Here is a 19676-nt window from a genome sequence, read left to right on the forward strand (position 1 = left end):
AATCTATCTTTATTTTTTATTATATCTTTTTAATAGGGGCAAAGGCAGCTAAAAGGCGTTTTACACCTTTACCAGCAAAAGCAATATCTAATTCCATATCTTCACCTTCACCGTTGACCTTAGTAACAACCCCGCGGCCCCAAGCTTTATGTTCTACTTGATCACCAACATTCCAGCCCTTCTTTTCAGCACCCACAGCACCGCTAGCCTTTTTAGCAGTAGTGTAAACCTGTGCCCTTGCGCGTTCATCACGACGCGCAAATGGAGCTGCTTGAGTTTGGTAGTTGCCAGTCGGCATAAAGCTATTACCAGCTGACGGATTCTCAACATCTAAGTCCTTAGTGTCAATTTCATCTAGGAAGCGTGAAGGTGGATTATTTTGAGTTCGACCATACATCATTCGTGAATAAGCATTGGTCAGATAAAGTTCTTCTTTAGATCTCGTAATCCCAACGTAAGCCAAGCGCCGCTCTTCCTCTAGTTGACTATCATCCATCATTGAACGTGATAATGGGAATAGGCCATCTTCCATTCCGATTAAGAAAACTACTGGAAATTCCAAACCTTTAGCAGCATGAAGCGTCATCAAAGCTACTTGATTATCATCTTCTGCTAAATCGTCTTGATCACTCAACAGTGATACTTCAGCTAAGAAATCACTAAGCGGATTAGAAGCATCTTCTTCTGGCTCATATTGATCATCAAACCGTTTAGTTACTGAAAGAAATTCGTCTAAGTTTTCCAATCTAGTATCTGCTTCAATTGTATGCTCTTGTTTTAAAGTAGAGCTGTAATCAAAGTCTTCTAAGATTTTTTCCGTTAAACCCGTGACAGAACTGGTTTGCGCAAAATTAACTGCATCATGTAATTTAGCACCAAAATCACTTAATTTTTGTGCTGCTCTAGTCGAAATAGTAGACATGGCTACATTATCCATTGCCTCTAGTGCATTAAAGTGATTTTCATCAGCAAAAGCTAACAACTTATCCACAGTTGCGGCGCCAATTCCTCGCTTAGGGGTGTTGATAATCCGGTTTAAGCTCATTGTATCAGCCGGATTAGCAACAATTTTTAGATAAGCCATAATGTCTTTAATTTCTTTACGGTCATAGAATTTATGCCCACCGACAATTTGATAAGGAATATTAGATTTAACGAAGGCTTCTTCGACCGTCCGTGATTGGGCATTAGTCCGGTAAAGCACGGCAAAATCCTGATATTTACGTTTACCGGCTTCTACTTCTTCTTTAACTTTAGAAATGATGAAGTGCGCCTCATCATCCCCGCTTTGAGCACGGTAATATGTAACTTTTTCACCTTCACCACGATCAGTCCACAGATTTTTAGCTTTACGATTTTGATTATTCTTAATAACTGAATTAGCTGCTGATAAAATATGTCCAGTTGAACGGTAATTTTGTTCCAATTTGACCGTTTGTACACCATCTTTTTGATAATCATTTTCAAAATTCATGATGTTTTCCATATTGGCACCACGCCAGCCATAAATTGACTGATCGGCATCCCCAACTACACAAATATTTTTATATTGCGCAGCCAAAGCATGAGTTAATTCATATTGGGCTTGGTTAGTATCCTGATACTCGTCTACTAAGATATAGCGGAATTTATTTTGATAGTAGTGCAGTGTAGCAGGATCTTTTTTGAATAAGACGAGTGTTTGCATGATCAAATCATCAAAGTCCATAATTTGATCTCGCTTTAATCGGCGCTGATATTCTTGATAAACCTTGCCTGCAGTCTTTTCAAAAGGCGAAGAAGCACTCATTTCAAAGGCATCAGGAGTCATCAAGTCATTCTTACCATTAGAAATTGCAGATAACACACCACGCGGATCATACAACTTAGGATTAATATTTAAGTCCTTTTCAATATGCTTAATTAAAGTTAATTGCTCAGCTGAATCCGCAATTGAAAAGTTATGGCTATAACCAATCTTATCAGCATCACGACGTAAAATTCTTACACAAAGAGCGTGGAAAGTCGACATCCAAATACTTTCGGCTGCAGGCCCCAATAGTTTTTGTTCACGTTCACGCATTTCGTTAGCGGCCTTGTTAGTGAAGGTGATCGCTAAAATACTCCAAGGAGCGACATTTTTTTCTTCTACTAAGTAGGCAATGCGCCGAGTTAAGACTGACGTCTTCCCAGACCCAGCTCCCGCAACTACCAATAATGGACCTTCGGTAGTTTCAACTGCCTGTTTTTGTTGTGGATTTAAACCAGCTAAAATAGATTCTTTGCTCATTCTAATTCCCTTCACAAATTCAAGTAACGTAAAAACAATAGCTCTACTATTATACCAAACTGCTCTTCGGCACAAAAAAAGAATCGCATTTTTCTTGCGATTCTTTTTTCTTGTATATCTTTATATATCACTTTTATAAACTTGATTACTTCGTGATCAAGAATTGTATCTCTAAAGGCTAATTTACTTAAAGGTACAAAAATGCTAATGAACTTGATTACTTCGTAATCAAGAATTGTATCTCTAAGTGCTAAAGCACTAAGAGCTACAATTACATTCCCATACCTGGAGCGCCGGCACCTGGAGCTGCTGGAGTAGCTGGTTTTTCTTCAGGAATATCAGCAACTACAGCTTCAGTAGTCAAAAGCAAAGCAGCAATTGAAGCAGCGTTTTGCAAAGCAGTACGAGTTACCTTAGTTGGGTCGATAATACCAGCTTCAACCATGTTTTCCCACTTGTCAGTTGCAGCGTTGTAACCAACTTCGTTTTCTTGGTGTTCAAGCTTGTCTAAGATAACTGAGCCATCTTTACCAGCATTTTCAGCAATTTGACGAACTGGTGCACTTAAAGCTCTAAGGACAATGTTGATACCAGTTTGTTCATCTGCATTGTCACTCTTAAGGTCCTTAACTGCCTTTTCAACGTTTACTAAAGCAGTACCACCACCAGCAACGTAACCTTCATCAACAGCGGCACGAGTTGAGTTCAAGGCATCTTCGATTCTGTAACGGCGTTCCTTAAGTTCAGTTTCAGTAGCAGCACCAACGTGGATTACAGCGACACCACCAGTAAGTTTTGCAAGACGTTCTTGCAACTTCTTCTTGTCGAAGTCTGAAGTAGTTTCTTCAATTTGCTTTCTGATTGAGTCTTCACGTTCTTGGATAGCATCCTTTGAACCTGAACCATCAACAATGGTAGTTGAGTCCTTAGTTACAGTTACACGACGAGCTTGACCTAATTGATCAATCTTAGTGTCCTTAAGTTCAAGACCTAAGTCATCGGTAATTACAGTACCACCAGTCAAAGCAGCAATGTCTTGAAGTTGTGCCTTACGACGATCACCAAAGCCTGGAGCCTTAACAGCTACCACGTTGAAGGTACCACGAATCTTGTTCAAAACAAGAGTTGGAAGAGCTTCACCAGTAACGTCATCAGCAATGATTAATAATGACTTACCTTCTTGGACAATTTGTTGTAATAATGGCAAGATGTCTTGAATGTTTGAAATCTTCTTGTCAGTAATCAAGATGTATGGATTATCAAGGTCTGCTTCCATCTTGTCGTTGTCAGTTACCATGTATTGTGATAAGTAACCACGATCGAATTGCATACCTTCAACTACTGAAAGTTCAGTGTCAATCCCACGTGAATCTTCAATAGTGATTACACCATCGTTACCAACTTTTTCCATTGCGTCAGCGATTAAGTCACCAACTTCTTTAGAAGCTGATGAAACAGCAGCTACTTGAGCAATTTGATCCTTTGAAGAAACTGAGTGACTAATCTTGTGAAGTTCGTCAACAGCAGCCTTAGTAGCTTTTTCAATCCCGCGACGGATACCTACTGGGTTAGCACCAGCAGTAACGTTCTTCATCCCTTCACGAACAATAGCTTGAGTTAAAACAGTAGCAGTAGTAGTACCGTCACCAGCAATGTCGTTGGTCTTTTGAGCAGCTTCAGCAACCAGCTTAGCACCCATGTTTTCGAAGTGATCCTTCAATTCGATTGACTTAGCGATAGTGACACCGTCGTTAGTAATATCAGGGTTACCATAACTTTGTTCCAAAACAACATTTCTACCCTTAGGACCAATAGTAGTCTTAACAGTATCAGCTAACTTATCAACACCCTTAATAAGAGAACGTCTTGCATTTTCTGAGAATTTAATATCTTTTGCCATAAATTCAATGCTCCTTATTTTCGATTTTTATTTAACTTCTAGGTAATTACTTAACGATTGCTAAAATATCTTTTTCGTGAAGGACTAAGTATTTTTCACCTTCGTATTTAACATTGGTGCCAGAATACTTATCGTATAAAACAACGTCACCCTTCTTAACAGTCATAGGTAACTTTTCACCGTTATCAGCGTAAGCACCATTACCAACTGCTACAACTTCACCTTCAGTTGGCTTTTCCTTAGCGTTTGATGCTAAAACGATTCCACCGACGGTCTTTTCTTCTTCCTTAACTTTAACGATTACGCGATCACCAATTGGTTCTAACACGTTTAGTCCCTCCTATATTTCAATTTTTTATGTATAATTTAAAATTTTAGTTAATGATTAGCACTCTTATTTATCAAGTGCTAACTTACAAATATGATAATAACCTGTTTTGTGAAAAAAAGCAAGAAAAAATTAGCACTCTTTTTGAAAAAGTGCTAATTCTTGACTTTTGTTTAATTTGCTGTCAACAACCCATCGATAATGCCGTAAGCTAATCCTGTCACATAGTATTGCTTGTATGCATCCCAAAAACTCTGGCATTCTTTTTGATCTTTATCATCAATAAAATAATATTTACCTTTTTTCTTATTTCTAACCGTTTTAACCAAAGCATAAAAGACTGCTAACACTGCCATTAAAACAAAGAGAATAAGCGGAAAGAAATAACCAATAATATTCTGGAATCTATATGCCATCCCTGCAGCAATCACGACTAGTAAATAAATTACCGTAACCAAGGGATTACAAATCAAACGTGGTGGTTTCACTTTCAGAGATAATAAGATTGAAAAAAGTAATGGTAAGACCAAAATAATCAATAACGACAATGCATACACATTGTTAGTACCTTTTCCTTGCTCTAACTTACCCCAAAACATGCACAATAGGCCAACTACCCAATATACGGCGGTCATGATCCAAGTGATTTTTACTGTATCATTTTTCTTCTTTTTCATTCTCATCATCCCCTTTAATTAGCAAAAATTATAGCATGGATTTTTACCTACAGGAATCTAATTAACTTTATTTTTATTCCATTTTTTCTCAAAAATCTAATTAATTAGATTCTTATCCTAAACAACAAAAAAGACGCTAAGATTTGCTCTTAACGTCTCTTTTTAAGATATATATTGTAAATTTCTAGAGGAGTACAAAGAAATTATTTATTAATTGTGTGCAGTCACAGCGATTAAGTTATCACCATGTTTGTCGCCAGCATCAGTGATGCGCTGAACATTAGCGTAGTTAGCAGTATTAGTAATAACTACCATCACAGTAGTGTCATAACCTGCCTTCTTGACTGCATCAAGATCAACTGTACCTAACTTATCGCCCTTATTAATTCTTTGACCTTGTTTTACAAAGCTTTCAAAGTGTTCACCTTTAAGGTTTACAGTATCAAGACCGATGTGAATCAATACTTCAGCACCATCATCTGACTTAATACCATATGCGTGCTTAGTTTCATAAGCAATCGTTACTGTACCAGTAACTGGTGAGTAAATTGTGCCATCGCTAGGAATAACAGCAGCACCATCACCCATTAATTTAGCTGAAAATACTTGGTCGTTAACTTTAGTTAAACTTTCAGGAGTACCATCAACTGGTGAAGCAATAATTTCATCCTTTAAGCTTAATTGTTCTTTAGCAACTTTTTCTGCCTTTTGGTTATCTTCAGCGATAGTAGTTGCATCGTTAACTGGCACATCTTGTTCAGCAACTTCTTCCTTCAAGTGACCCTTGCCCCAGAAGTAAGTTAAAGCAAAGGCAACTACAAAACTGATTGCTACAGAAACGATCCACATTGGAATAGTCTTTGGATAAATTGAAAGGAATCCAAGGAAACCGGCTGAGCCAAGAGCAGCAGCAGTAACGTGCATTGCGCCAGCAAAGGCAGCAGCAACACCAGAACCGATCAAAGCACAGAAGAATGGGAACTTATACTTCAAGTTAACACCGAACAAAGCTGGTTCAGTAATTCCAAGAAGGGCAGATACACCAGATGAACTTGCCAAGCCTTTCATCTTCTTGTTTTTAGTCAAGAAGTAAATGGCAAAGGTGGCAGCACCTTGAGCAATGTTAGCCATACATGCAGTAACGAAAATAAAGTCACCAGAACTTGCTGGGTTCTTAGCAAAGGCTGCTAAAAGTTGTGTTTCAACAGCTGGGAAACTTTGGTGAAGACCAGTAGTAACAATTGCTGAGTAAGTCAAACCAAAGATACCCATCCCGAAGGCACCAGTAGTGTTGTAAAGCCAAACAATCGCGTTAGTAATGGCATCAGATACACCCTTGAAGACTGGCCCAATAATTGTGAAAGTAAGGAAGCCAGTAATCATAATTGAAAGAAGTGGTGTAAAGGTAAAGTCAACTGCAGATGGTAACCATTTGTGGAATCTCTTTTCCAAAACTGACAAGACCCAAACAGCAACTAAAACTGGAATAACTTGGTATTGGTAATTAGTTTGTGCAACATGTAAACCAAAAATGTCCCAGAACTTAGCAGCACCACCCAAGTTAGGTGTGGTCATAATCATCCCGATAGTTGCACCTAAGAATTGGTTAGCGCCAAACCTTTTAGCTGCCGACATACCAACCAAAATTGGCATGAAGATAAATGGTGCAGCTGACATGACTTGAATCATGTTAGACAAGCCCGCAATGTTAGGGGCCATTTGAACAACTGACTTAGAACCAAATAATCCAGGTGAAGTCAAGAAGTTGTTCAAAGCCATCAACAAACCACCAGCAACTAAGGCTGGAATGATTGGTACGAAGATGTCTGACAATAGCTTAATGAAGTCCATTACTGGGTTCTTCTTTTGCCCTTCAGCAGCAACCTTCTTCAAATCATCGGTTGATAATTCCTTCAAGCCAGTGATTTTAATGAATTCATCGTAAACATCATTAACATCCCCTGGCCCAATGATTACTTGGTATTGACCATTGGTTTTAAAAGTACCTTTAACATCTGGATCATTATCCAAAGCCTTTTGGTCAACTTTTGAATCATCTTTCAACACAAGGCGTAAACGAGTAGCACAGTGAGCGCCGGCGATAATGTTATCGCGACCGACGTCTTTAATTACTCGTTCAGCCACTTTTCTATGGTCCATAATCGTCCTCCCTAATGTAAACGCTTTTATTATTGAACTCATAAACTATGATAGCGCATTCTGTGAATATGTCAATCGTTTGACATAAATTTTCTCAATATTTTCCTTAGCTTATGGTTCAATAGGTTATAGACTAATGATCAGTATATATTAAGCGATTGACATATTTACCATTTTTTTCTACAATAATTTATATAAAGATACCGCTTTCACGGAGGAAAAAGTTATGGAATGGACAAGAGAGAAACGTTATTTACCTTATAGTAAATGGGATGCAGAAACTTTACTTGACTTACAAGCTCAAGCTGCCAATTCCCCTTATCAGATGCATTATCACTTACACCCTACTTCTGGACTAGTAAATGATCCAAATGGTTTTTCTTTCTTTAATGGCGCTTATCACGTCTTTTATCAGTCATATCCATTTGGCGCAGTTCACGGTTTAAAGTCTTGGGTACATTTTAAATCGACAGATTTAGTTCATTGGATTAACTTAGGCTTAGCTGTTAAGCCTGATACGATGGCTGATTCTCATGGTGCCTATTCTGGTTCTGCTAAAGAAATTAATGATAAATTATTCTTAATGTACACCGGTAACTACCGCGATGAAAATTGGGTTCGGACTCCTTATCAAATTGGTGCCTGGATGGATAAAAATGGTAAGGTCAGCGATAAAACTGTCTTATTTAAAAATCCTGATCATATCACTGAACATTTCCGTGATCCTCAAATTATTGAAGAAAATGGGATTTATTACGCTATCTTAGGTGCACAAGATAAAGCAGAAAAGCACGGCCATATTGATGTTTGGAAATCCCTTGATCTTAAAGATTGGGAAGAAGTTGGCTTCTTAGACCTAGGTAGTGAACCAATGGGCTACATGATTGAATGTCCTAATATTGTAAAAGTTGATGGCAAAGTTGTTGTCATTTTTTGTCCACAAGGCCTTGATAAAAGAATTGCTGACTATGATGACATTTATCCTGACATGTACATTATTGCTGATGACATCGACTGGGAAAATCACAAATTAATTAACCCTAGCCCTTTGCACAATCTAGATGAAGGCTTTGATGTTTATGCCACTCAAGCCTTTAATGCTCCAGATGGCACAGCTTATGCCATTAGCTGGGTAGGCTTACCTGATACAACTTACCCAACTGATGATGAGAATTGGGCTAACTGCCTCAGCCAAGTTAAGAAATTAACCATTCGTGATGGTCAATTAATTCAAACGCCCGTCCCAAGTATGAAGACCTTGCGTCGCGGTGAAGAAAAAGTGCCTAACAAGTTAATCCAAACTAATGCTGGCGGTCAATATGAACTTGAATTAACCATTGCTGCTAATCAAATGGGCACTTTGCACTTAGCTGCAAACAGCGATTTAAGTCAAAGTTTACAAGTAAAATTTGATACAACTAAAGGGCAGTTGACTTTAGACCGCAAGCAAGCTGGTAAACAAGTGGCAGTTGATTATGGCACTAGCAGAACTCTTACTTTGCCAAAACAAGAAGCTGTTAAACTCAATATCTTCGTTGATCATTCATTAGTTGAAATCTTCGTTAATGATGGTGAACAGGTTTTAACCGGCCGCTTCTTTACTGAGCCTCAAGATCAACTTATTACCTTTGATCAAGAGACAGAACATGAAGGAACCTTCTGGAAGATGGAAACCATTCTTTAATCAGGTGATCAGATGGCAGTTAAATTAACAGACGTAGCAGAAAAAGCTGGTGTTTCTGTAACCACAGTTTCGCGCGTAATTAATAATCATGGCTACTTAAGCGACAAAACTAAAAAGAAAGTTTTTGCAGCTATGAAAGAATTAAATTATCAGCCTAACTCGCTCGCCCGCTCCTTGCAGGGAAAGCGAATGAAACTGGTTGGCTTAATCTTTCCGGGAATTACTAACCCGTTTTTTGCGGAATTAGTGCAAGCTATCGAAACTCAGCTTTTTGCTCAAGGATACAAAACGATCCTTTGTAACGCTGGACGCGACAAAGAAAAAGAACGTGAATATTTACGGATGCTCATGGCTAATCAAGTCGATGGCATTATTGCAGGAGCACATAATTTAGGAATCGAAGAATATCAACAATTGAATTTACCAATTGTTTCTTTTGACCGGAAACTCTCAGATAATATTCCAATTGTCAGTTGTAATAACTACCAGGGTATTGAATTAGCAGTCCATGACCTTCTGCAAGCCAATTGCCACAAAATCTATTTTTTAGGTAACGAACATCGCAAAGGCAATCCGACTGACCAACGTTTAGAAGCTTATCTGGATATGGCCAAAAAGGACCAGTTTGAACCACATATTCGCTCGATCGCCTTTTCGGATTCGATCGTATTAAAAAATATGCGGATTCATCAAATGCTAGTCAATGACCACCCTGACGGTGTAGTTTGCACGGATGACCTGACGGCCATTCTCGTCCTACAAGAAGCGCAAAAATTAGGGATTAAAGTTCCAGCAGACTTAAAGGTGATCGGCTTTGATGGAACTAAGGAAATTCAAACTTATCATTCTGAATTATCAACGATTGCGCAACCAATTTCAGATATCGCTTTAGTCTTAGTAAAATTATTATTAACTAGAATTACTAAACCAAAAGAAAAACTAGAAGAAATGCATTATGAATTGCCGGTAAAGCTAATTAAAAGCTTAACGACAGCATAAAAAAGAGGAAATTCCAGTGGAATTTCCTCTTTTTTATTGCTTTAATCACCGAAGCCTTCAATCTTATAAACTCGGTTCTTCAAACTCTTTAAATCACTTTTGCGGTGGTAAGCAACAGTCAAATAAATTTCATCAGGACTGATAACTTGAACACTTTCAAATTCAGTAACAAAACCTAAAGCATCAACTGTATGATCATGCATCAAGTCAGCTACTTCCCACTTACTTGAATCTGCTTCACCCCATGGAATCTTAACAATTTCACGTGGCTTACCTTCTTTGGCTAAACCTAAAAAGTCAGTAGTTGGTCCTAATTGACTAGAAATGTAAATATTATTGTCTTCATCAATGTCATAGCCTTGAATTGATTTCAAAGGATCAGTATTCATATTAGGAATGTTAAAGGCGCCTAAACAATGTAAGTTTTGGATGTTTACATCGGAATTATCAGCTTCTGCTTGGTCTAAAGCAGCATTAACCTCAGCTAAATCATAAAGAGCAAAGTGACCAACATGGTTCAAATCGATGCTGGCAATTAAAAACTTCTTGTAATCTGGAGAAACTGCTGCTTCCAAACGCTCTAAATCTTTACCAGGATAAGCAACACTACCATCGCCAAAGCCAGATCCAGCTCGGTTAAGATAAGACAAACGTGGCAAAGCCGTATTGGCATCCACTTGTACTGGAGCGTTAGCTAAATCAATCCGCGCAATTTGGGTATCCCACAAAATACTGCCATGCTTCTTAGGTTTAGTTCCAATAAACCAACGATCTTTTTCACCTGCATAAGTCCAAGTCTGAGTATGTCCGCCAGCCATATTAGTTAAGTAAACAATGGGATTATCTTCATCAAAAATCACATGTTTACCGCTAGGTTGTTCACGATAGACAATAATATCAGTCTGCTTATGCAATAACTGCAACGCATAGACATACTTTGACCCAACGTCTGAGGCTTGCACAACAACATGGTGCAAATTATCAAGCTCATATAACAAGCTTAATTTCACATTTTTATTAATCATGAGGCTTCGTACTTTCCATAGATAAACTAACTATTCATCTCTCTCATTTTAAGACAAAAAATAAATAAACGGAAGATTACCGTCTTCCGTTTATCTTAAACATATTTAATTTCAACATCACTCATGCTGGTATGACCGCCAATAATTAAAGTTGGGCCGCCACCATTAGAGGTGCCATCAATTTCTAAATCACCCGTCATAAAACCCGAAGTCATGTTACTTTCAACTTGCCAAGAAAGTGGTAAATAAACTGTTAAATCTGTCATCGTTAAGTTCAGATTCAAAGTAACTGTCTCTCCAGCAGCTTGTGTATCATCTAGATACAAATTAACATCACTCATTTTGGCATCGACATCAATTGTTTCAAGTGCCTTAGAATGAATGTATTTGGATGTATCCGACATCGTTTGCTTAACTAGGATATGAGCACCATCTTCCTTAGTTACTGTGTCAGTAAAGAGATGATCCGTAATATTTTCTCTTTTGTCTCTAAAGTCCTTAATTTTCTTATTTGCATAAACCACCGTATGAAATCGATTGCGAAATATAATCCCCAAACCAATGGAAATTAGGACTGCTGCCAATAAAATCGTCCAAGGAACTAACTTGGTAATATGTAGTGGTTGGGCAAAAATCATCAAGATAAAGGCAACTGAAAAGACTGCTTCCGTAATTCTGCGATTGACTAAACCATCGATTAAACTAATGGCAAAAATCACAGTGCCAACTGCTGCCCAAAAGCCTAAGCGGTAAGTCCAAATGCCCATTTGATTTAATACAATAAAGATTGCACAAGCTAAAAAGAAAAGACCCCAAAAGATTCTAGAAACTTTGCCTCTCATTTAAAATTCCTTCTTTCTTCTAAACGATTACGTAGATCGCGATAATAATGCCTTGAAACATAGACTGTCTTATACGAATCGCTGAATTGAATCTGACAGTTAGAAATCGACCGCGTAACAGCATGAATCTGGTCTAAATTAAGAATTGTTGATTTAGCCACTCGCATAAAGCTGCTACCCAAAATATCTTCTAATTCATATAACTTATACTTTACTTGATAAGCCTGCTTAGCTGTATGAGCCATTACAACTTTGCTATCTGTTTCAAAAAAGAGGATTTCACTTAAATCCAAATAATAAGAAACGTGATCTTTAAAGGCTTCAATTTGTTCAGGTTGATCTTTATTTTCCTGCAGCATTTTATAAAGCTTTAATACTTGATCATCCATTTTAGCAGCTGAAATCGTAATTTCTGTTTCGGCTTGATCAGGATTAATTTCTAATTTGACTTTCAAGTTTTATCCCCTCCTTTACTTGGCTTAATAGTATTAAACCAACTTTTTTCAACTAAAACTAGCCTTTTTAACTAAGTGGTCATTTTTTCTAACTAAGAGACAAAAAAAGACTGCTTTCATGCAAAAAGCAGTCCTTTCTTCAATTATAAATCTGAATCTTTGGCCTTATCAGAATCCAAGAAGTAAATCAAGGTTTGCAATTCCGTTGCTAAGTCGACATTTTGGACTCTTACACTAGCTGGAGCAGATAAACGAATAGGGGTGAAGTTCATAATTCCTTTAATTCCAGCCTCTACCATATCGTCCGTCGTTCTTTGCGCTGCGCTAGAAGGGACAGTTAAAATAGCAATTGAAATTTGTTGATCACTAATCTGTTGCTTTAAGTCGCTCATGTCATAAACTGGCACACCACTTAAAATTCGACCAGTAATTTCCTTATTAATATCAAACGCACAAGAAATTCTAATGTTGTTACTACGCTTAAAGTTGTAGTTAAGTAACGCTCTCCCTAAGTTACCAACCCCAACTAGTGCCACATTAGTTAAAGTATCTTGATTTAGAATTTTCTTGAAAAAGCTAAGCAAGCTCTTAACATCATATCCATATCCACGTTTACCTAAAGCACCAAAGTAAGAAAAATCTCTTCTAATTGAAGCACTATCTACTTGAACAGCTTCAGACAATTCGGTTGAAGAAACTTTAGCTTTACCTTCTTCGTTTAAGATAATTAAGTAACGATAATAAAGCGGTAATCTTTTGGCTGTTGCCTTAGGAATTTTTATTTTATTCATTATTAAGCCCCCTAGATGTTTTGTTTGTGAATTTACAATCAAGCACTTATATCATACCTGCTTTTATGGTATCTTTTCAACTATAATATTCACAATCACAAAATCTTAATAGAACTGTAACCTATCTTTTCCTATAAATAAGGCAAAGTCAGCTAGGGCTATGGTAGAATAATTGCAGGTGAAGAAATTATGATTATTGCACAAGGGCACGATCTTGAACAACAATTTGGTGCCAATACTTTATTTAAAAATGTTAACTTTTCAATCGATTCTAATGCCCGAATTGGTTTAGTTGGTCCTAATGGGGTGGGAAAAACTACCCTACTTAAAATTATGACTGGTCAGCAAGAACCAACCCATGGTGAATTCACTGTTAATAAAGGCATTGAAGTTGGTTATATTGCTCAGGAAAATGCATTAGACGAAGACAAAAGCATTTGGGATGAACTGGAAGAAGTTTTTGCACCTCTAATTAATAAGGGGAAGAAACTAGAACATATGCAAATGAAAATTGCAGATCATCCTGAAGACGAAGCATTGCTTAAACAATATGATCAAATGCAATTTGACTTTGAACAACAAGGTGGTTACACCTACCAAGCCGATATCAAGAGTATTTTAAACGGCTTCAAGTTCCCAGAAAATACTTGGCAAAAGCAAATTGGCAGTTTATCTGGTGGTGAAAAAACTCGTTTGGCCTTTGTCAAATTACTTTTGCGTAAACCACCCCTGTTGCTTTTGGACGAACCGACTAACTACTTAGATATGGATACCTTAGATTGGTTAGAAAGTTTCTTAAAGAATTACGACGGTGCGATTTTAGTCGTATCCCACGACCAGTACTTCTTAGATCATTTAGCAACGCAGATTTTTGAATTGCAATTTGGTAAATTGACTGCCTTCAAAGGTAATTATTCACAATATCAACAAGAACGGGAATTACGTGATAAACAACAAGAAGCAGCCTACGAAAAGCAACAAGAAGAAATCAAAAAAGACGAAGAATTCATTCAAAAGAACTTGGTGCGGGCCACAACCACTAAACGAGCTCAAAGTCGGCGCAAGAAATTAGAAAAAATTGAACGGATTAATCCACCTAAACACAAAAATAAGGTAAAAATCCACTTTAAGAGTGAACGACCTTCAGGCAAAGAAGTTTTGATCTTAAATGATTTAACGATTGGTTATCCGGATAAGACCATGGTGAAGGATATTTCTTTTCAGGTTAATAAAGGTGATCGAGTAGCAATCATCGGACCCAATGGGATCGGTAAGTCCACTTTACTTAAGACCATTATGAAGCAATTAACCCCTAAAGATGGCTCAATTAAGTATGGGGCATCCCTTAATATTGGTTACTATGACCAAGAATTACAGCGCTTAGAGCCGGGTAAAACTGTCCTTGATACGGTTTGGGACCGGCATAAGACCATGCCTGAACGAGATATGCGCTCAATCTTAGCCTCATTCTTGTTCACTGCCAAAGATATCGATAAGACAGTCGGTCAATTATCAGGTGGTCAAAAAGCGCGTTTAACCTTAACCGTCCTTTCACTTGAACACGATAACTTTTTATTGATGGACGAACCAACTAACCACTTAGATATTGAAGCCAAAGAAGTCTTAGAAGGCGCGCTCAAAGATTATGACGGCACTTTGCTCTTCGTTTCCCACGACCGTTACTTCATTAATCAATTGGCTAATAAGATTGTGTCAGTACGTGATGGTCATGCCAAGATCTATGAAGGAAACTATTCCTATTATCTTGATGAAAAAGCTAAACAAGCCGCTGGCTTGACCCCGGGTGAAGCAACTACTGACGATGATAATGCACAAACTGTTCAAGTTACTAAACCAGTCAGCGAGCAAAAGTTGTCTTATCAAGAGCAGAAAAAGCGTGATTCCGAAAAGCGGAAATTGCAAAGAGCAGTGGATGATGCGGAAAAGCAAATTGAAAGTTTAGAAACTCAACAAAAAGAGATTCAAACTGAAATGGCTAATCCTGAAATTGCCACTAATTTTGATAAATTAGGACCGCTGCAAGAAAAATTAACCGCAATTCAAAAAGAACTTGATCAAGCTAATGATGCTTGGGAACAAGCGTTGACAGCCCTAGATGAATTTGAATAAGCAAAAACCTCAATGGATCAAATTATTGATTCATTGAGGTTTTTAGTTAATGATATTTTAAAGAAAAGCATTAATAGATTTGAACCTTCGTACCTACTTCAATCTTAGGGAATTCTCCTTCTTCAACATAGAGAGAACCTGGCATTTCAGCAACCTTATCCCCTGTGAACTTCACTGCAACGTGACCTAAATTCTTCAAATTCCGGTTGGCTTCATTACCAACAGCGGTAATCTTATATTTATCATCACCAATTTGAAGAGTTTGACCAACTTCAATATCTTGTTCTAAATTATTAACTTTAATAATGAAACATGAAGAACGTAATGCATCAGGAGCTTCATCGCCAAAGAAAATCAACATATTTACTTCTTTGAATTCTTGGGCGTCACTACCAATATCGACAACTTCTGTTTCATAAACTTTATTTTTTACTGCATCCATTTTAATTTCCTTCTTTTACTTTCCACTGTATAGGCCGAAGCTAGCAAGCCAAGCAACGAATACTCGTGGTACACCGTTTAAAAATCTTGAGTAAAGAACTGAAGTAACACCGACTTCAACAGTCTTAGCATCAGCATCCATCAATCCTAAACCAACTGGAATAAAGTCACAGCCGTTTTGCGTATTAATCGCAAACAAAGCTGGCAAAGCGTATTGTGCTGGGATGTGTCCTTTACCAATTTCAACCCCGATTAAGGTACCAATGATTTGTCCAATAACCCCACCGGGTCCAAGTAATGGTGACAAGAATGGTAATGAACAAATGAAACCTAAGATCATTAAGCCCCAAATATTACCTGCAAGTGGCGTCATTAACTTAGCAAACCACTTACCAATTCCTGAAGCATTGATAATCCCGATCAATAAAGAAACGAAGGCCATGAAAGGCAAAATAGTTTCAATAACGGTCTTAACTGACTTCTTAGCAGCTTGGTTGAAAGTGGCAACTACTTTTCCAACCCCAACGCCAACTTTGGCTACCCAGCCACCACTCTTTTGTTGAGTTAAAGTCTTTTGCGTATCAATCTTTGGTTCGTCTTTCTTCACATCTTCTTTGCTTTCTCCACTATCACTTGGAGCAGCATCTTCATCAGATGGAGTAATTTGATCAACATCAACTGCAGAAACATATAATTCTGGAGTGATGAAATCCGCTAACGGACCTGATTTACCAGTTGGCAAAATATTAATTGTCTTAATCTTCTTCTTAGGATAAATCCCACATCTTAAAGTACCGCCGCAGTCCACAACTGCTACTGCAACTTCATCATCAGGAATTGAGGTCTTAAAGCCATCAACGGCTTGCATCCCTGTTAATTTACTTAATTTATCAATAATTGCGGGCCGGTTACCACCGGTAACATACAAAATTTTATTCTTTTGATCAGTTGGCGTGATCGTCAATGAACCACCCCAACCGCCTGAACCGCGAACTACTTTAACGCTTTTCCACTTTGTCATAACGGTTGCTCCTTTCAAACTTATTTAGTCAAGTTAGCTTCTTTTGATAACTTAATACCAGTTTTTTTACATACATAAGCTGTCGTAAAATCAGTAATCCAACCACCAATAAAGTTCATAATTAAACCTACTAGCAAATATCTAACTGCTAAGTCCATGGTATTTAAACCTAACTTTTGAACTCCTGCAGCAATCCCCATCCAAATGAAGTATTCAGCAGGGTTAATGTGTGGGAAAACACCGTTACTTGTATGACAGAATTGAGCACATGCAGCATAATAGCTTGGTTTATAATACTCTGGTAAAAACTTACCCATCGTATGTGCTAATGGATTACCCAACATGAAAGCTGCTAAGAATGGCAAGATCATGTACCGCATAATCGGATTACTTGCTGAAGCCTTGGCAAACTTATTCATTTTCTTTTGACCAATTAAGGCAATCAAAGCATTCATGAATACCAACATGATCAATACTAATGGAATAATTGTAGCTACCCAATTAGCAAACTGTTTACCACCAGCTTGGAACAATCCCATAAACCATGTGGCAAAATTAATTATATATTTCATCGTTTACGCCTTCTTTACTAATGATCTAACTTTATTACTCATCTTGTTAAAACCAACTATCGCCATATTTTTCCACATGTTAAACACTGGTAGTGATAAGAAATTGGTACTTTTATCCCAATCTTCACGACTCATCTTGCCGGTTCGATAGTTCACAAAATTGCGATATGCATTTAAAATACATTCTCTAGTCAACGGATCAAACTTTTTCATTTCATCATATGAGCTAGCCAATATTGGAAGAGATTTATTCTCCAATTCTTTGAAAGGCTTAAATCTAGCAAATACGGTTACACCCTTCATTAAATTAGCATTCTGAATATTGGCATCTTGATCAATGTTTAGCAGCAGTAAACTTCCTGCACGAAGTTTCTTCGGGTTCTTACCAATTAAAACTTTACCGTTCTTACTCATTCCTCTAAAAACTTTGACGAAATTTTGTAATTGTAAGAATCCCAATAGACTTTGTAAAAGGAAAGCCGCTGCAATAAAAATTAATACAAACCAAATATTCATCTTAAATCCCTTCTAACATTTGTATAAATGACCGCGTATTATCATACTTTTCAGCATTTTCTAGTAGAACTTCATTACGAATTACCATTGAAATAAAATCATATAACTCTGAAGTAGCTTCCACTAACGGAGTATTCAAATCCTCTGGTATTCCGATTAACGCAACTAATTTTAACTTGGTCTTTTTGTAAGTTACTGAACTTTTAACAATACCAAAACTAAGTAAAATTCGCTGCTTACCAGAATTATCAACTGCGTGAGGAATCGCAATTCCATTTGAAATTACGTTATTGGATTTTTTCTCACGCTCAGTCCACCGTTGATAAAAATCAGTCGTCAATTCATAATCTTCACTAAGCAAACCCACTAATTCTTCTACTGTCTGATAGTAAGTCTTGGCCGTTAAATCATGCCGCACTACTTTAATCAATTTTTGCTTAATATATTTTTGAATTAAAGCAATGGTAATTAAGATCGAAAGCTTATCCTTCTTAAATACTATGTTGGGATTAACTACCGGAATATCTTTATAAACAAAGGGCATTCTTGAGAGTACAAATAAGTAATCATGATTATCTTTAAGTAGCTCTTTTTTATTCTTAAAAATCGCAATCTCGGCATTTGGTAGTTTACTTTTAATTTTCTCGCCTAAAAAATCATTAGCCGAGGAACGAAAAGTTTTAATAACTGCTATTTTTTCTGCAGAATTAATCTTTCCTGTATCCAACTCATCAATTGCTTGTTGGAAATACAAAACCAAATAGTTAATTTCACCTAAGCTAACCTTTGCCTCATACTTAGTTTCAATAATTTCTACTAAACTCAAAGCAAACTCGAAGGCTACAGGATATTTTTCTGCAGTTTCTTTAGGGAGAGTTTCTTTTAAATTCTGCCGTAAGACACAGCGATTGATTAAGAATAAAATATGCCACTTGATTTTAAAATATACTGTATCTGTATTTAAACCGTAGTTAAGGACACTTTTCTTTAAGCTGCTATAGACTAACTTTCGATTTTCGTTAAATACTTGTTCCAGCTTGACTTCACTAGTATAAATATTTTTGTTCAAATTTAATGGTGACAGTAAGAATTCTGTTTCTGCTGCTGTTAAGCCCATAAAATGAACCTTAAACCAAGATGTTAAAGTTTGAATTTCTGAATTTTCCTGATCCCATAAAGGATAAAAGAAAGGAATTCGATCATTAATTTGACCCCGACAATTTCTTACCTTTTCTAAAACAAGAATATTTAGCACGATCTTTTTAAGAAGTTTCTTATCGGTAAATTTTTGATCGAGGGAGTTGAAAATTTTATCAAAACGATCTGTGTCAACATATCCATGTCCCAGGGTCATAATATTTCTCATCAAAAGCAAAATCATTGCTTCATTTTGAAAACTAATCTTAATTCCCTTGCCCTGCTTACTAGTTGCTTGAGCAAAATATAAAGCTAAGTATTTTGCTTTATCAGAAATATTACGACTGATTGAACGCTTATCAAGAGTCAATTTGTCTGCCAAATTATCAATTGAAGTGTAATCTGGCTGCTTGATTAATTCATAAATAATCCGTAATGACTTTTCTTCAGGATCATCAACGTTAAAGCCATTCTGCAAATATTTATACTGCATCTCATAAAAGAGATTAAAGTCAAGAACTGCTAAACTATATGCGTTACCGCGTTTAACTATCGCAACAACCTTTTCTAAAGTTTGAGATAAATCTTTAATTCGATTCTCAATTGTTCGTCTACTTACATTCTCTAAGTAGGCTAATTCATCAATGGTTGTGGGGCCATTTTCTATTAGAATGCGAATGATTTTGTACAAGTCGCTGTTCATCTGATGGCCTCCAATCTTTGATTATC

Annotated in this window: 17 protein-coding genes; 3 read left to right on the forward strand and 14 right to left on the reverse strand. The window is 37.1% G+C overall.

Annotated elements, in window-relative coordinates; all coding sequences use genetic code 11:
* Positions 1-19 precede the first annotated feature (19 nt).
* The 5 genes from pcrA to EJK17_RS02740 all read right to left on the reverse strand — a co-directional run bounded on the left by pcrA (position 20) and on the right by EJK17_RS02740 (position 7334).
* Positions 20-2269, reverse strand: coding sequence for a DNA helicase PcrA (gene pcrA / locus EJK17_RS02720; protein ID WP_103661772.1), 2250 nt, complete (start codon positions 2267-2269; stop codon positions 20-22).
* Positions 2270-2540: 271 nt separating this feature from the next.
* Positions 2541-4169 (reverse strand): chaperonin GroEL, encoded by a 1629-nt coding sequence (groL, locus tag EJK17_RS02725; RefSeq protein ID WP_103661771.1) that lies wholly within the window; start codon positions 4167-4169, stop codon positions 2541-2543.
* Between the two features lie 46 nt (positions 4170-4215).
* The gene (groES, locus tag EJK17_RS02730; protein WP_103661770.1) at positions 4216-4497 is read right to left on the reverse strand and encodes a co-chaperone GroES; all 282 of its coding nucleotides are present in this window, start codon (positions 4495-4497) and stop codon (positions 4216-4218) included.
* A gap of 173 nt (positions 4498-4670) precedes the next feature.
* A complete protein-coding gene (locus tag EJK17_RS02735) occupies positions 4671-5183 on the reverse strand; it encodes a hypothetical protein (protein ID WP_103661769.1) in 513 nt (170 codons plus the stop codon).
* Positions 5184-5384: 201 nt separating this feature from the next.
* Complete coding sequence (locus EJK17_RS02740) at positions 5385-7334, reverse strand: sucrose-specific PTS transporter subunit IIBC (protein ID WP_103661768.1); 1950 nt, start codon at positions 7332-7334, stop codon at positions 5385-5387.
* A gap of 226 nt (positions 7335-7560) precedes the next feature.
* On the opposite strand from EJK17_RS02740, the gene EJK17_RS02745 reads away from it, so the two are divergent.
* Together EJK17_RS02745 and EJK17_RS02750 are read left to right on the forward strand one after the other, a co-directional pair.
* Positions 7561-9018 (forward strand): sucrose-6-phosphate hydrolase, encoded by a 1458-nt coding sequence (locus EJK17_RS02745; RefSeq protein WP_127796169.1) that lies wholly within the window; start codon positions 7561-7563, stop codon positions 9016-9018.
* Between the two features lie 12 nt (positions 9019-9030).
* The gene (locus EJK17_RS02750) at positions 9031-10017 is read left to right on the forward strand and encodes a LacI family DNA-binding transcriptional regulator (protein ID WP_103661766.1); all 987 of its coding nucleotides are present in this window, start codon (positions 9031-9033) and stop codon (positions 10015-10017) included.
* A 41-nt stretch (positions 10018-10058) separates the two neighbouring features.
* Here the strand turns inward: EJK17_RS02750 and EJK17_RS02755 are convergent, their stop codons facing one another.
* The 4 genes from EJK17_RS02755 to EJK17_RS02770 all read right to left on the reverse strand — a co-directional run bounded on the left by EJK17_RS02755 (position 10059) and on the right by EJK17_RS02770 (position 13130).
* Entirely contained in the window at positions 10059-11042 is a 984-nt protein-coding gene (locus EJK17_RS02755) for a class III bacteriocin (protein ID WP_127796170.1), read from the reverse strand.
* Between the two features lie 95 nt (positions 11043-11137).
* Positions 11138-11884, reverse strand: coding sequence for a LiaF transmembrane domain-containing protein (locus EJK17_RS02760; RefSeq protein ID WP_103661764.1), 747 nt, complete (start codon positions 11882-11884; stop codon positions 11138-11140).
* Positions 11881-12339: a LytTR family DNA-binding domain-containing protein gene (locus tag EJK17_RS02765; RefSeq protein WP_103661763.1), complete on the reverse strand. Its 459-nt coding sequence runs from the start codon at positions 12337-12339 to the stop codon at positions 11881-11883. Before EJK17_RS02765 ends, EJK17_RS02760 begins: the two co-directional genes overlap by 4 nt.
* A 143-nt stretch (positions 12340-12482) precedes the next feature.
* Positions 12483-13130: a redox-sensing transcriptional repressor Rex gene (locus tag EJK17_RS02770; protein WP_103661762.1), complete on the reverse strand. Its 648-nt coding sequence runs from the start codon at positions 13128-13130 to the stop codon at positions 12483-12485.
* Between the two features lie 189 nt (positions 13131-13319).
* On the opposite strand from EJK17_RS02770, the gene EJK17_RS02775 reads away from it, so the two are divergent.
* Entirely contained in the window at positions 13320-15260 is a 1941-nt protein-coding gene (locus EJK17_RS02775; RefSeq protein WP_103661761.1) for an ABC-F family ATP-binding cassette domain-containing protein, read from the forward strand.
* A gap of 70 nt (positions 15261-15330) precedes the next feature.
* On the opposite strand, the gene EJK17_RS02780 is transcribed toward EJK17_RS02775, so the two are convergent.
* From EJK17_RS02780 to EJK17_RS02800, 5 genes are read right to left on the reverse strand one after another with little or no spacing between them, the layout of a single operon-like run.
* Positions 15331-15702, reverse strand: a complete 372-nt coding sequence (locus EJK17_RS02780; protein ID WP_103661760.1) for a PTS glucitol/sorbitol transporter subunit IIA — start codon at positions 15700-15702, stop codon at positions 15331-15333.
* A gap of 15 nt (positions 15703-15717) precedes the next feature.
* Positions 15718-16722 (reverse strand): PTS glucitol/sorbitol transporter subunit IIB, encoded by a 1005-nt coding sequence (gene srlE / locus EJK17_RS02785; RefSeq protein WP_103661759.1) that lies wholly within the window; start codon positions 16720-16722, stop codon positions 15718-15720.
* Positions 16723-16742: 20 nt separating this feature from the next.
* Positions 16743-17294, reverse strand: a complete 552-nt coding sequence (gene srlA / locus EJK17_RS02790) for a PTS glucitol/sorbitol transporter subunit IIC (protein ID WP_127796171.1) — start codon at positions 17292-17294, stop codon at positions 16743-16745.
* Between the two features lie 3 nt (positions 17295-17297).
* On the reverse strand, positions 17298-17810 hold the full coding sequence (locus EJK17_RS02795; RefSeq protein ID WP_103661757.1) for a transcriptional regulator GutM: 513 nt from the start codon (positions 17808-17810) through the stop codon (positions 17298-17300).
* A 1-nt stretch (position 17811) separates the two neighbouring features.
* Entirely contained in the window at positions 17812-19650 is a 1839-nt protein-coding gene (locus EJK17_RS02800; protein ID WP_103661756.1) for a BglG family transcription antiterminator, read from the reverse strand.
* Positions 19651-19676: the final 26 nt, after the last annotated feature.

Source organism: Lactobacillus xujianguonis (genome assembly GCF_004009905.1).
GTDB lineage: Bacteria > Bacillota > Bacilli > Lactobacillales > Lactobacillaceae > Lactobacillus > Lactobacillus xujianguonis.

What these genes read in the sequence shown, in the direction of transcription:
- EJK17_RS02750 (WP_103661766.1), top strand. Translation starts at nt 9,031, where the DNA reads ATGGCAGTTAAATTAACAGACGTAGCAGAAAAAGCTGGTGTTTCTGTA.
- EJK17_RS02740 (WP_103661768.1), bottom strand. Translation starts at nt 7,334, where the DNA reads ATGGACCATAGAAAAGTGGCTGAACGAGTAATTAAAGACGTCGGTCGC.
- groL (WP_103661771.1), bottom strand. Translation starts at nt 4,169, where the DNA reads ATGGCAAAAGATATTAAATTCTCAGAAAATGCAAGACGTTCTCTTATT.
- EJK17_RS02735 (WP_103661769.1), bottom strand. Translation starts at nt 5,183, where the DNA reads ATGATGAGAATGAAAAAGAAGAAAAATGATACAGTAAAAATCACTTGG.
- EJK17_RS02745 (WP_127796169.1), top strand. Translation starts at nt 7,561, where the DNA reads ATGGAATGGACAAGAGAGAAACGTTATTTACCTTATAGTAAATGGGAT.
- EJK17_RS02760 (WP_103661764.1), bottom strand. Translation starts at nt 11,884, where the DNA reads ATGAGAGGCAAAGTTTCTAGAATCTTTTGGGGTCTTTTCTTTTTAGCT.
- EJK17_RS02770 (WP_103661762.1), bottom strand. Translation starts at nt 13,130, where the DNA reads ATGAATAAAATAAAAATTCCTAAGGCAACAGCCAAAAGATTACCGCTT.
- EJK17_RS02775 (WP_103661761.1), top strand. Translation starts at nt 13,320, where the DNA reads ATGATTATTGCACAAGGGCACGATCTTGAACAACAATTTGGTGCCAAT.
- EJK17_RS02755 (WP_127796170.1), bottom strand. Translation starts at nt 11,042, where the DNA reads ATGATTAATAAAAATGTGAAATTAAGCTTGTTATATGAGCTTGATAAT.
- srlE (WP_103661759.1), bottom strand. Translation starts at nt 16,722, where the DNA reads ATGACAAAGTGGAAAAGCGTTAAAGTAGTTCGCGGTTCAGGCGGTTGG.
- EJK17_RS02780 (WP_103661760.1), bottom strand. Translation starts at nt 15,702, where the DNA reads ATGGATGCAGTAAAAAATAAAGTTTATGAAACAGAAGTTGTCGATATT.
- srlA (WP_127796171.1), bottom strand. Translation starts at nt 17,294, where the DNA reads ATGAAATATATAATTAATTTTGCCACATGGTTTATGGGATTGTTCCAA.
- EJK17_RS02800 (WP_103661756.1), bottom strand. Translation starts at nt 19,650, where the DNA reads ATGAACAGCGACTTGTACAAAATCATTCGCATTCTAATAGAAAATGGC.
- EJK17_RS02795 (WP_103661757.1), bottom strand. Translation starts at nt 17,810, where the DNA reads ATGAATATTTGGTTTGTATTAATTTTTATTGCAGCGGCTTTCCTTTTA.
- pcrA (WP_103661772.1), bottom strand. Translation starts at nt 2,269, where the DNA reads ATGAGCAAAGAATCTATTTTAGCTGGTTTAAATCCACAACAAAAACAG.